Origin of the sequence: Kitasatospora sp. NBC_01287, assembly GCF_026340565.1 — a bacterium.
Classification (GTDB): Bacteria; Actinomycetota; Actinomycetes; order Streptomycetales; family Streptomycetaceae; genus Kitasatospora.
Map to the genome: position 1 here is coordinate 6634288 of NZ_JAPEPB010000001.1, position 12090 is coordinate 6646377.

General features: G+C 71.7%; 15 protein-coding genes. 2 read left to right on the top strand and 13 right to left on the bottom strand.

Features of this window, described 5'->3' with window-relative positions; all coding sequences use genetic code 11:
* Positions 1-101: 101 nt before the first annotated feature.
* From OG455_RS28975 to OG455_RS29000, 6 genes are all read right to left on the bottom strand, one after another.
* The gene (locus OG455_RS28975) at positions 102-425 is read right to left on the bottom strand and encodes a hypothetical protein (protein WP_266298683.1); all 324 of its coding nucleotides are present in this window, start codon (positions 423-425) and stop codon (positions 102-104) included.
* Entirely contained in the window at positions 412-561 is a 150-nt protein-coding gene (locus OG455_RS28980) for a hypothetical protein (protein WP_266298685.1), read from the bottom strand. The genes OG455_RS28975 and OG455_RS28980 overlap by 14 nt, the downstream gene beginning before the upstream one ends.
* 175 nt (positions 562-736) lie before the next feature.
* Positions 737-904, bottom strand: a complete 168-nt coding sequence (locus OG455_RS28985) for a hypothetical protein (RefSeq protein WP_266298687.1) — start codon at positions 902-904, stop codon at positions 737-739.
* 488 nt (positions 905-1392) lie between these two features.
* A complete protein-coding gene (locus OG455_RS28990) occupies positions 1393-1605 on the bottom strand; it encodes a cold-shock protein (RefSeq protein ID WP_323185590.1) in 213 nt (70 codons plus the stop codon).
* Between the two features lie 242 nt (positions 1606-1847).
* On the bottom strand, positions 1848-2138 hold the full coding sequence (locus tag OG455_RS28995) for a hypothetical protein (protein WP_266298689.1): 291 nt from the start codon (positions 2136-2138) through the stop codon (positions 1848-1850).
* Between the two features lie 265 nt (positions 2139-2403).
* Complete coding sequence (locus OG455_RS29000) at positions 2404-2574, bottom strand: hypothetical protein (protein WP_266298691.1); 171 nt, start codon at positions 2572-2574, stop codon at positions 2404-2406.
* A 666-nt stretch (positions 2575-3240) separates the two neighbouring features.
* On the opposite strand from OG455_RS29000, the gene OG455_RS29005 reads away from it, so the two are divergent.
* Positions 3241-3630 (top strand): hypothetical protein, encoded by a 390-nt coding sequence (locus OG455_RS29005; protein WP_266298693.1) that lies wholly within the window; start codon positions 3241-3243, stop codon positions 3628-3630.
* Between the two features lie 84 nt (positions 3631-3714).
* On the opposite strand, the gene OG455_RS29010 is transcribed toward OG455_RS29005, so the two are convergent.
* Together OG455_RS29010 and glnA are read right to left on the bottom strand one after the other, a co-directional pair.
* Complete coding sequence (locus OG455_RS29010; RefSeq protein ID WP_266298695.1) at positions 3715-3978, bottom strand: hypothetical protein; 264 nt, start codon at positions 3976-3978, stop codon at positions 3715-3717.
* Positions 3979-4367: 389 nt separating this feature from the next.
* Entirely contained in the window at positions 4368-5783 is a 1416-nt protein-coding gene (glnA, locus tag OG455_RS29015; RefSeq protein WP_266298697.1) for a type I glutamate--ammonia ligase, read from the bottom strand.
* 308 nt (positions 5784-6091) lie between these two features.
* Here glnA and OG455_RS29020 point away from each other — a divergent pair, with 308 nt between their 5' ends.
* Entirely contained in the window at positions 6092-6559 is a 468-nt protein-coding gene (locus OG455_RS29020) for an RDD family protein (RefSeq protein WP_266298699.1), read from the top strand.
* 170 nt (positions 6560-6729) lie between these two features.
* On the opposite strand, the gene OG455_RS29025 is transcribed toward OG455_RS29020, so the two are convergent.
* The 5 genes from OG455_RS29025 to OG455_RS29045 all read right to left on the bottom strand — a co-directional run bounded on the left by OG455_RS29025 (position 6730) and on the right by OG455_RS29045 (position 12023).
* On the bottom strand, positions 6730-7419 hold the full coding sequence (locus OG455_RS29025) for a DUF4191 domain-containing protein (RefSeq protein WP_266298701.1): 690 nt from the start codon (positions 7417-7419) through the stop codon (positions 6730-6732).
* 161 nt (positions 7420-7580) lie between these two features.
* Entirely contained in the window at positions 7581-7748 is a 168-nt protein-coding gene (locus OG455_RS29030; protein WP_266298703.1) for a hypothetical protein, read from the bottom strand.
* Positions 7749-7948: 200 nt separating this feature from the next.
* Positions 7949-8902 (bottom strand): lipoyl synthase, encoded by a 954-nt coding sequence (gene lipA, locus OG455_RS29035; protein WP_266298705.1) that lies wholly within the window; start codon positions 8900-8902, stop codon positions 7949-7951.
* 146 nt (positions 8903-9048) lie between these two features.
* Positions 9049-9819 (bottom strand): lipoyl(octanoyl) transferase LipB, encoded by a 771-nt coding sequence (lipB, locus tag OG455_RS29040; protein WP_266300990.1) that lies wholly within the window; start codon positions 9817-9819, stop codon positions 9049-9051.
* A gap of 23 nt (positions 9820-9842) precedes the next feature.
* A complete protein-coding gene (locus OG455_RS29045) occupies positions 9843-12023 on the bottom strand; it encodes a helix-turn-helix domain-containing protein (protein ID WP_266298707.1) in 2181 nt (726 codons plus the stop codon).
* Positions 12024-12090: the final 67 nt, after the last annotated feature.

The window sequence follows — 12090 nt, forward strand, 5'->3', positions numbered from 1 at the left end:
CAGCATATCTTCGTACGAACGGGTGAGCAATCAGTCCACACCCATCACACCAGAACCCAACCGAGGACCTGGGGAATTACCTGACCACAGCCCCTGGGGAATTACGTGACCGTCCACACGGCTTCCTCCGCATACGAGTCGGGGTAGGCCGCCCGGTCGTCGACGATCACCTCGACCGCTCCGTTGCTCCGCTGCAGCGCAACGGGCGAGTGGCCGAGCACCAGGACGTCCAGGATGCCGTCCCGCTCGCGGACCACCGCGACGGTCGAGGACGGGCTGTCCGCGTTCGTCAAGTCACAGCTTTGGCCGTGCTCCTCGACCAGCGAGGTCAGGGCGGTGCGCAGGATCTCCCGCAGGCTGTACGAGCCAGCGGAGAGCAGCCGCGCGCAGCAGGTCGGCCAATTGCCGCACTTACCAGGCGACATCGTGGGCGCAGCCCGTCGCGGCTCCCGTGGCGGTGGCGCCGTCCAGGACGAGAACGAACGTCGGCCCCGTGACGACGGCGGCCTCGCTGACACCGTCCGGCGCCGGGACGGTCGCGTGCGTGATCTCGAACGGCATCAGGAAGTCCTCTGCTCGGGTCGGTCGGACGGGGACGCGGGCATGAGCGGCCGCGGTTGCCAGGCGTGCCGAGCCGGGGGCTCAGCAGGTGAGGCACCGGCGGGTCGGCATCTGTCGGTCGTGGGTGATCGGTAGGCATCCCTGGGGCGGGGAGGGGAAGCGCCGAATCCGGAGGTCAGAGCGCCGGCAGGGCCATCGCCGGCGCCGACACCAGCGGCGTGGTGTTCTCCCGGCTCAGGGTGTGGATCTGGTGGTCGGTCGACATGCCGATCACCACCCGGGCGAGCCGAACCCGGAACGCGTAGGCGTGGCGGGCGAGAACCTCAGTCGCTCGCTGCGCCAACAGGCTTCGTGCAGAAGTTGGTTGAGTGGTCGTCGGAGACGAGGAGAAGCGGGCGCGATCGGCGCGGAATCGGTGCGGGACGGTCGCGAGGGCCAACCCTGAGGCGACGGGGCGGTGCGAGGAGCGGGTGGGAACGGGAATTCGAAGAACCCTTCTCGGGCGGCGCGACATCGGAACGCTCCGCGCCACAGACGGCGGGAGGGTGCAGCTGACGGGCCAGGAGTATCAATCGGAGGTGCCAGCAAGACGCCTGTCGTGTGCGGTGCAGGTGATCGGTGTTGCACGACGCCCCATGTGAGCGGCGGAGGTGTGCGAACCGCGGCACGATCCAGGTCGCTGTGCTGCGGGCGGGTGCTGCGCGCTGTGCATCAGGCTGGAGGCAAGGAGCCTCCACGGCCATGGTGCGTCATGACGCCATGCCGGGCCCGCATCGCACGTGCATGCGGGTGCGGGCCCCTCGCTGCTGGGCGGGTGCCGTGGCAGATGTACTACAGCGGGCGAATGTTCTCGGCCTGCGGGCCCTTCTGGCACTGCGTGACGTCGAACTCGACCTTCTGGCCCTCGAGAAACTCAAGGAAGCCGTTGGCGTTGATGTTCGAGTAGTGGGCGAACACGTCAGGACCGCCACCCTCCTGCTCGATGAAGCCGAAGCCCTTTTCCGCGATACCGACCAGGCCTCGGGTCAGGCGGTGCTCCACCACCCTACGAACCGCTCCCGCCCGCCAGTTGGGACCTGCGTCTCACAAAACGCGAACGCTCATGGTGCCCCTGCCGGAGGAAGATGACGGCGCTGTCGTGATCGACGGGCGAAACCGCGCGCAGGCCCTGCGCGGTTCGGGACGGGACCGCGCAGGGCCTGTTCAGCCCCCGCGGCGCTGCCCCGGGAGCTGGCCGCGGCCGGGCAGGCCCAACGAAGACTTCGGGCCGGCGCGGCCGCGGGGCGTCAGGTCTCGGCCCGCTCGGTCCGGTGGAGCTGGGTGCGGACGGCCGCGCACCGCTCACGTACCTCGGCGCTCAACACCTTGACGGGGTGGTCGTCGGTGAACGGGAGGTCGTTGAGGCTCCCAGTGCCGCCGTACGCGTTCAGGACGATGTCCAGTCCTTGAGCGTCCCCCGCTGCGATCTTCGATCGTCCGCGCTCCATCCTGCGGGCCCAGCCCGGGTAGCCGCATTCGCTGAGTGTTCGTACGAAGGCGTCGAGTGCGGCTATCAGTTCCCCAGGGACGTCGATCATGGAGCAAGTATGTACCGCCGCGCGGTGGCGGAGAGATCAAAGCGGCCCACCGCGGCCCGACGCAATGCTGCGCCGCCGACTCGCATGGAACGTGGGGGAGAGACCCAGAGGCAGCACGATCATGTGCTGTGAGCTGGGTGAAGTCGCCCAACGCCGGTTCCTCGTCGTGCTCGCGCAGGACGCGCAGCAGCTGTCGGCTGAGCCGTTCGATGCTGACGGCGATCGCGGTGAGGACGTGTTGCAGGTGTGCCTTGGCCTGTCCGCGCTAGCAGCATCGGCGCATGCCGTGGCCGTGGGCGAACTCGCAGACGGTGCCCTCGATGCCGGACCGCACCGCGTAGCGCTTGTGCCAGTCGGGGTCCTGTTGCTCGGCGCGGTTGCGGATCTGCAGGTGGAGTAGCTCGCGTGGTGGGAAGCCGACGCTGCTGAAGACCATCGCCTCGCAGACCGAGGGCCTGGCCGCATCGCTCGGCGCTCTGAAGGACGCCCCGGCTCCGGTCAAGGCTCAGGCCCGGGCATCCATCACCTCGAACCTGGCCACCTACGATGTGACCATCGGCGACAAGTACCTCAAACGACGACATCGTCTACGCGGTCGGCAAGGGGTTCACCACTCAGTAGGACGGCCGCCGGAACTCCCCGGAGACCCGGGGCACGCGACCACTCGCGTCAGCACCGGCCCGTCTGCGGGCGGGGGCACGGTGGCGCGGTGCGCACTGCGGGAGCCGTCACCCACGCGGTGCAGCCATCGGCCGCATCCTCGGTCGAGCCGTCACCCGCCGAGAGCGGAGCCGCCTACGCCGGACTGCGGTAGCGGCTGCTGCCGGTCGAGCAGGGCGCCGACTTCCGCCAGCCGCCCGGCGAGACTGCGCCCGCACCCGGCGGCCTCACCTTCTCAGACCCGGACCGCCATATCTGAGCGCTACCACCACGGGTTGCGCCACGTCCAGGACCAGCTCACCACCTGGCCCCATCGCCCGGTGTCTTCCAGCGCCTCCACCTGGACAGTGGTCGTAGCCGGTCCGGCGCCCGCCTCGGATACCGTGTTCCTCTACGGGGTGCCATAACGGATGTGACGCCCCCCACCGGAGGTAGTCAGCGTATGAGTTCAAAGCGCAGCAAGAATCCAGCCCTGCCCGTACTTGACGACGCATTCCGACTCGCGTCGGTCAAGGACGCCGAAGAGTCCTCCCGTGACTTGGCCGCGCGGCTGGCCACCACCGAGCTGCGCCGCGTTTCCCACCCGGGCCGGGTCACCTGGGAGCCCACCGATCAGGCCGAGCCCGTACCGGTCCCGCCGACTGTGGTCGACGGTGACGGGGACCTGTGGCTGCGGGACCGGGGCACTGGCACCTGGACCATGCCCGAGTTCAACCCGCAGGAGTTCCCCGCCCGCTGTGGCGAGGTTCTGACGTGGAGCCAGCTTGCCTGCGAGTACGGCCCGCTGACCGCACTGGCCGACGACCGCCGCATCGGCGGCCGTCGGCGCTGACCGCGCAGCCCTCTGGGAGGCCGGCGTCGGTGGCCCAGAGGGCGAGCCCGGCACCTGGGGCGAGCCCGAGCCGGGCGGTGCTGCTCACCCGGCGGCCGGGCCGGCCGGCCGGTCGTCGGCCGTGGTGGTGCCGTCACCGTTCGCGCCGCCCAGGTCCTCGACCACGCGCAGGCTCAGCTCGGTGGCGATGCGGTGCAGGTGCTCCCACTGGTCGAGGTCCAGGCCGAGCGCGGGGTCGTCGGCCACCCGCAGCAGGGCGGCGGCCGCGACGCCGGACCCGGCGGCGGCGAGCGCGTTGTGCAGGACCTGCGCGCACGCCTGCTCGTCGAGGTCACCCTGGTAGTGCACGGCGATCTCGAAGGACTCGGCCCGGCCGCCGCCAGGGCACGCAAGCTGCCAGGGCTGTGGCCGAGATGGAGGAACCGTTCACGCTCCGCGGTAGAAGATCGCTACTGATAGCGCTGCGGCTGTGGGGTACAGCTCGAACTCGCCGCAGGGCAACAAGATCCTCGGTACCGCTTCCCGTCCGGTGAGGGCCACCTGTCGGCCATGCACAGGAGAAGCTGATGGGCTCGGGCGCTCTGCGGACCCGTTCTCCGTTTCACTCTCATTTCACATCGCGAGCCGCCAGACGGTCGACGGCGGGTTCGAAGACAGCGTTTGCGCGGGTCAGGATGGTTCCTGACCCGCGGAAACGATGAGAGATCGAACTGCGTTTCCGCAGGTCAGAGGGGGGCCTACAGGTCGTAGTACAGCTCGAACTCGTGCGGGTGCGGCCGCAGGGCGATCGGGGCGATCTCGTTGGTGCGCTTGTAGTCGATCCAGGTCTCGATCAGGTCCGGGGTGAAGACGCCGCCTGCGAGGAGGTACTCGTGGTCCTGCTCCAGGGCCGTGAGGACGGCGGGGAGGGAGGCGGGGACCTGGGGGACGCCGGCGTGCTCGTCGGGGGCGAGCTCGTAGAGGTCCTTGTCGACCGGCTGGAGGGGCTCGATCTTGTTCTTGACGCCGTCCAGGCCGGCCATCAGCATCGCCGAGAAGGCGAGGTAGGGGTTGGAGGACGGGTCGGGGGCGCGGAACTCGATGCGCTTGGCCTTGGCGTTGGAGCCGGTGATCGGGATGCGGATCGCCGCCGAGCGGTTGCGCTGCGAGTAGACCAGGTTGACCGGGGCCTCGAAGCCGGGGACCAGGCGGTGGTAGGAGTTCACCGTGGGGTTGGTGAAGGCCAGCAGCGAGGGCGCGTGCTTGAGCAGCCCGCCGATGTAGTAGCGGGCGGTGTCGGAGAGGCCCGCGTAGCCCTGCTCGTCGTAGAAGAGCGGGGAGCCCTCGGCCCAGAGCGACTGGTGCACGTGCATGCCCGAGCCGTTGTCGCCGAAGATCGGCTTCGGCATGAAGGTGGCCGTCTTGCCGTTCCGCCAGGCGACGTTCTTGATGATGTACTTGAAGAGCATCAGGTCGTCGGCCGCGTGCAGCAGGGTGTTGAAGCGGTAGTTGATCTCGGCCTGGCCGGCCGTGCCGACCTCGTGGTGCTGACGCTCCACCTGCAGACCGGAGTTGCCCAGCTCCAGCGACATCTCGGCGCGCAGGTCGGCGAAGTGGTCGACCGGCGGGATCGGGAAGTAGCCGCCCTTGTACTTGACCTTGTAGCCGCGGTTGCCGCCCTCCTCGATCCGGCCGCTGTTCCAGGCGCCGGCCTCGGAGTCGATGTGGTAGTACGAGGCGTTCGCGCTGGTCTCGAAGCGGGCCTCGTCGAAGACGTAGAACTCGGCCTCGGGCCCGAAGAAGGCGGTGTCGGCGATGCCGGACGAGGCGAGGTAGGCCTCGGCCTTCTTCGCGACGTTGCGTGGGTCGCGGCTGTAGGCCTCGCCGGTGATCGGGTCCTGGATGAAGAAGTTGATGTTGAGGTGCTTCTCCTTGCGGAACGGGTCCAGCCGGGCGGTGGCGAGGTCGGGGACCAGGGCCATGTCCGACTCGTGGATCGCCTGGAACCCGCGGATCGAAGAGCCGTCGAACATCAGGGTCTCGGCGGGGTCGAAGGTGGCCGCCGGAACCGCGAAGTGCTGCATGACACCCGGCAGGTCGCAGAACCGCACATCCACGAACTTGATGTCGTTCTCCGCGATGTAGGCCTTGACCTCATCCGCATTCTTGAACATCGATGTCCTCCTCTGCCCGACCGCGACGAGGGCCGGGATCAGACCTGCACGGGCCAGTCGTCCCAACCGGCCACGGTGGGGGCCACCCTAGGAACAGGCCGTTTCCTTGTGGTGACCCGATCGTTTCGCCCATGTTAACCAGCGGGCCCGAACGGGCGGCAAAGTCACCCGGGTGGGGGCAAAACGTGTCGTGGTCAGTGGTGTTCCCAAAAATTGGTCTGAACCACTTCCGGCGGGTGGGACACGCGGATTCACCCGCAGGGGGAGTCGGCGCCGGTCGGGCCGATGTGCCGGGCTACTGTGGGTTCGTGGACAGCAGAGAAGCACTGGGATCGTGGCTGGACGGCCCGAAGGCCACCGCCGAGCGGATGGGCGCCGACTTCGGCTACCGCGGTGAGCGGCTCGGCCGCCCGCGTGAGGGCTCGGGCTCGATGGCGGGCCCCGGCCGGCGGATCGGCGCGCTCTGCGTGGACGGCTGGATCGCCAGCCTGATCGCCTACGGCACGCTGGCCCACGGGGACGCGGCCAAGGCCAACCTGATCAGCCTGCCGGTCTTCTTCGCGATGAGCGCGCTGCTGCTCGCCACCACCGGGACCACCATCGGCAAGCGGCTCTTCGGCCTGCGGGTGGTGCGGCTGGACGGCGGGCGGGCGACCATTCCGCAGGTGCTGCTGCGCACCGTGCTGCTCTGCCTGGTGGTGCCCGCCGCGGTCTGGGACCGCGACACCCGCGGCCTGCACGACAAGGCGGTCGCCACGATCGAGGTGCGGGTCTGATCGGTGCGGGTCTGATCGGTGCGGGTCTGATCGAGGCGCGTCCGGGCAGCCCCCGGGGTCGGTGCCGCGGTCAGTCGGAGCACGGAATGAGAGAAGGCCCCGCCGGTGGCGGGGCCTTCTGCGTGGCAGCAGCGGCGTACGGGCAGCGCGCTGGAGGAGGACGGAGCGGCTCAGCGAGCCTGGCCGCCCTTGGGCAGCCGGGCGCCCTTGGGCATCGGGCCCTTGGGGATCGGCGCCTTGGAGAGCAGGTCGCCCAACGCGCGCAGGCGGTCGTTGGTCTCGGTGACCTGGCCGGGGGTGATCGAGCGCGGCAGGCGCATCAGGTGGACCTGCAGCTTCTTCAGTGGCACCTCACCCGGCCCGTCGCCGACCATGATGTCGTGCACCGGCACGTCGGCGACCACCCGGGCCATCTTCCGCTTCTCGGCGGCGAGCAGCGGGCGGACCCGGTTCGGGTTGCCCTCGCCGATCAGCGCGATGCCGGGACGGCCGACGGCGCGGTAGACCGCGTCCTGGTTGCGGGTGACCGCGACCGGGGTCGGGTTGGCGTTCCAGCCGCGCTTGATGTTGTTCAGCACCGCCGCGGCGGCGCCCGGCTGGCCTTCCATCTGGCCGAAAGCGGCCCGCTCGGCCCGGCGGCCGAAGACGATCGCCGCGGCCAGGAAGCCCAGGATGAAGCCCAGGAGCCCCACGATGATGGGGTGACCGATCAGGAAACCGATGGCGAGGAACACGCCGAAGGTGAGGAGGCCGACGCCCCCGATGATCAGGCCGATCTTGCTGTCGACCTTCTTGGTCATGGTGTACGCCTGGCGGATCTGCGCCAGTCGTCCAGGTGTCTCGGTTGTTTCCCTCGCCATGAAGGCCATGCTACGTGGCGGGGACATCGGATCACGAAGCCCGGTCCCGATTCGGCGTAACCGAGCGGGAAATCGTTACCCCACGCGGGAGGCCCGGCCTCGTCCGGCTGCGTCCGGCCGCTCCCCGCCCGGCTCGGCCTCCGTCACCCGGCGTTCGCGACTCAGCGGCCCCCGGCCGCCGACAGGCTCGCCCGGGCGGCCTCCCGGTCCGCCGCGTGGCGGCGGTTCTCGCAGACCGCCGACCAGGCGTTCAGCCGCGCCTGCCGCCGGCCACCGGCCAGCAGCACGCTCTCCGCCAGCCTGATCGCCGTGCCGATCGTGGTACGCATTGCGGCCACTCCCCTCGCCGAGCCCGCGTCCAGTCTCGGCCACCGTTGTTAAGCCCCCGTGACCCGCCGGTCAAGCCCCGGTGAAACCGGGAGGTACCCGCCGAAACGCGCGGGGCCCGGAGTCTCCTCCGGGCCCCGCGAACAGCGAACCGCAGCCGGACCACCGGACCACCGGACCACCGGACCGCGATCGCGACCGGTCAGACCGCGGCCTGCTCGCGCCGCTCCAGCGCCTGCCGGTAGAGCCGGCCCGCGCGGTAGGAGGAGCGCACCAGCGGCCCGGACATGACGCCCGCGAAGCCCAGCTCCTCGGCCTCCTCCTGCAACTCCACGAACTCCTGCGGCTTGACCCAGCGCTCCACCGGGTGGTGGCGCAGCGAGGGGCGCAGGTACTGCGTGATGGTGATCAGCTCGCAGCCCGCGCCGACCAGGTCGGCCAGCGCCTGGCTGATCTCCTCGCGGGTCTCGCCCATGCCCAGGATCAGGTTGGACTTGGTCACCAGTCCGGCCGCGCGGGCCTGGGTGATGACGTCCAGCGACCGCTCGTAGCGGAAGGCCGGGCGGATCCGCTTGAAGATCCGCGGCACCGTCTCGACGTTGTGCGCCAGCACCTGGGGGCGGGAGGAGAAGACCTCGGCCAGCTGTTCGGGCACCGCGTTGAAGTCCGGGATCAGCAGCTCGACGCCGGTGCGCCCGCCGGCCCGCTCGGCCGTCAGCGCGTGCACCTGGCGGACGGTCTCGGCGTAGAGCCAGGCACCGCCGTCGGGCAGGTCGTCACGGGCGACGCCGGTGATGGTGGCGTAGTTCAGGTCCATGGTGACGATGGACTCGGCGACCCGGCGCGGCTCGTCACGGTCGAGGTCGGCGGGCTTGCCGGTGTCGATCTGGCAGAAGTCGCAGCGCCGGGTGCACTGGTCCCCGCCGATCAGGAAGGTCGCCTCGCGGTCCTCCCAGCACTCGAAGATGTTGGGGCAGCCGGCCTCCTGGCAGACCGTGTGCAGCCCCTCCTTCTTCACCAGCGACTGGAGGGCGTTGTACTCCGGGCCCATCTTCGCGCGGGTCTTGATCCACTCGGGCTTCCGCTCGATGGGGGTCTCGCTGTTGCGGACCTCCAGGCGGAGAAGCTTCCTGCCGTCGGGCGCGACAGCGGACACGTGCGGCTCCTCGAAGAAGTAGACGGGGTACCCCCAGGGTACGCCTGTGCTTGTAGGGTCTGCGCCGGGCTCACGCCCCGCATTCGCAGGGCAACAGCCGTCGCCGCCGCGAGATTCCCGGCGCTCTCAGCGGCGGCCCGGCCGGGTCAGCGGGCCAGCGCGGGTTCGGGCAGCTCGGCGAAGACCTCCGCCAGCCGCCGCTCCACCACCGGCGCCACCTCGGCGACCGGCACGTCCCGGCCCAGCTCGGTGGCCAGCGAGCCGACCCCGGCGTCCCGGATCCCGCACGGGATGATCCGGTCGAACCAGGTCATGTCGGGGTTGCAGTTGAGCGCGAACCCGTGCATGGTCACCCCGCGCGCCACCCGCACCCCGATCGCGGCGAGCTTGCGGTCGTCGCCGCGCTGGCCGGCGTTGGAGGGCGCGTACTCGGGACCGGCCAGCCGCGGGTCGATGCCCAGCGGCAGGCCCAGCCGCAGGGTCAGCTTGCCGATGTCGACGACCTTGGCCGGGTCGAGGACGGCGTCCGGCAGCTCCCGGCCCAGCACCCAGACCCCGCTGCGCCCCTCCACCCGACTGCTCGCCACCCCGAAGTCGCCGCAGGCGCGGATCAGCGCCTCCTCCAGGCGGCGGACGTAGGCGACCACGTCCATCGGCTCGGGCAGCTTGACGATCGGGTAGCCGACCAGCTGGCCCGGACCGTGCCAGGTGCCCTCGCCGCCCCGGTTGACCTGCACGACGGGGGTGTCGTCCAGCGGCAGGTCCTCGGGCTTGGTCCGCTTGCCGGCGGTGAAGACCGGCGGGTGCTCCAGCAGCAGCACGGTGTCAGGGATCTCGTCGGCCAGCCGCAGCGCGTGCAGCCGCTGCTGCTCCTCCCAGGCCTCCTGGTACGGCACCGCGCCTTCGCCTATGCGCATCCGGACGAATCGCACGTTCTCGCTCACCGCTGCTCCTTGCCCAGGTGTTCGCGACCAACCTCGCCACTGTACGCCCGGTCGCTCACCTGCTCGAAGGGGCCGTCCACCTGCTCGAAGCGGCCGTCCGTCTCCTTGAAGGGGCCGTCGGCCAGTAGCCGCAGCCGCAGCGCGAGCTGCAGTTCGAGTGCCCGGGCCGGCTCGTTCCAGTCCGGGCCGAGCAGCGCGGCCACCCGCTCCAGCCGCTGCACCACGGTGTTCACGTGCACGTGCAGCTCCTCCTTGGCCCGGGTCAGGCTGCCGCCGCAGGCGAAGTAGGCACGCAGCGTGCCGACCAGCTCGGTGCCGCGCCGCTCGTCGTAGGCCAGCAGCGGGCCCAGCGTCCGGGCGACGAAGCCGGCCACCTCGGGGCCGTCGGCGAGCAGCACGCCGAGGAAGCCCAGTGACTCGGCGGCGGCGCCCTGCCCGCCGCGGCCCAGTGCCCGCAGTGCCCGCACGCAGCGCAGCGCCTCGGCGTGCGCGGCGGCCAGCGCGGGCGGCCCGGCGGCGGACGGCCCCGCACCGACCGTCACCGGCTGGCCGGCCAGCCTGGCCAGCCGCTCGGCGGCGGCGCGGGCGGCCGCCTCGGGCCCGGTCGCGCCGTCGTCGGGCAGCAGCAGCACGACCGCCTCGCCGTGCTCCGCGCTCACCCCGCGTCCGCCGCCCGCGCCGCCGCGCTGTCCGAACAGGTACTGGGCGGCCGCGCCGGCCAGTCGGGCCCGCCCGTCCGGCGCGGTCTCGGCGACCAGCACCAGGTGGCGCCTGGTCAGGTCGATGCCGAGCCGCCGACCGCGGGCCAACAGGGCGGCGGGATCGCGGCCGGGGGCGGTCAGCAGGTCGGTGAGCAACTCGCCGCGCACCCGGTGCTCCGCCTCGGCGGCCGAGCGGCGCAGCAGCAGGAGCAGCGCGGTGACCACCCCGGCCCGCTCGAAGAGCCGCCGGTCCGGGTCGTCCAGCTCGGGCCGCCCGCGCAGCACCAGGCTGCCCAGCAGCGCGGGCCCGGCCAGCACCGCGCAGACCCAGCTGTCGCCGTGCCGCACCGCCCGACCCTCGGTCCTGGCCCGCTCCACCGCCTCGGCGGCCCGGCGCGCCCCGCCGGCCCGGCCGGCCAGCGGGTGGCCCTCGGCGTCGTGCACGGTGACCTCGCCGCCGAGCAGCAGCGCCACCTCGTCGGCCACCTGCGCCACGTCGGCCCCGCGCAGCACCAGTTCGGTGAGCCGGTCGTGGGCCCGCTCGGCGCGCTGGACGGCGGCCGCGTGCGCCTGGATCACGGTGTTGGCCGCGTTCAGCTCGGCCAGCGCGGCCCGGCTGTCGGCCAGGGCCTTGGCGGTGTCCAGCGCGACTGCGGCGTGCGCGGCCAGCGAGCAGAGCAGGGCCACCTGATCGGGGGTGAAGGCGCGCGGTGCCCGGTCGGCGGCGAAGAGCACCCCCACCACGGTGTCGCCGAGCAGCAGCGGCACGCCGAGGATCGCTACCAGGCCCTCCTCCAGCACCCCGGCGTCGATCCGCCCGGTGTGCCGGAAGCGCTGGTCGGCGCGGTAGTCGGCGGTCGCGTAGGGGCGGGCGCTCTGCGCGACCAGGCCGCCGAGCCCGTCGCCCAGGCTCAGCCGCAGGTGCTGGAAGAGCGGCGAGACCGAGCCGTCGGTGACCCGCATGTAGGTGTCACCCGCGGCGGTGTCGGGCAGCGTCAGATAGGCGGTGTCGGTGCCCAGCAGCAGCCGGGCCCGGCGGACGATCGCGCGCAGCACCGGGTCCAGGTCGCGGGAGGCGGCCAGGTCGGTGGCGGTGTCGAAGAGGGCCGTCAACTCGGCCTCGCGGCGGCGGTGCTGACGCAGCCTGCGGTGCACCAGCAGGGCCTGCCGGACGGCCTCGTCGAGCTCGGCCAGCTCGGCGGGGGAGGCGCCGCGGCGGCGGGCCTCGGCGAGCGGCTCGGGGAACTCCTCGACGGCGGCGTCGGTGGCCAGCAGGTCGAGCAGCCGGCGCAGTGCGGTAGCAGCAGCCCGTTCGCCGGGCGGGGTGACCGGGGCGCTCGGGGCCGGTGCGCCCGGGGCCGCAGTGCCCGGGTGGTCGGTCGCGGGGTCGCTCGGGCCGCCGGCCAGGCGGCTGCTCACGTGGTCGCTCACGTGCTCGCTCGGCAGCCGCTCCAGGTCATCCATGGTGCCGGACATGCTGTCAGATCGGCGCCGCCCCCCGGAAGGGCTGCGGGTGTGACGGACCGCCATATCCGGTGCTCCG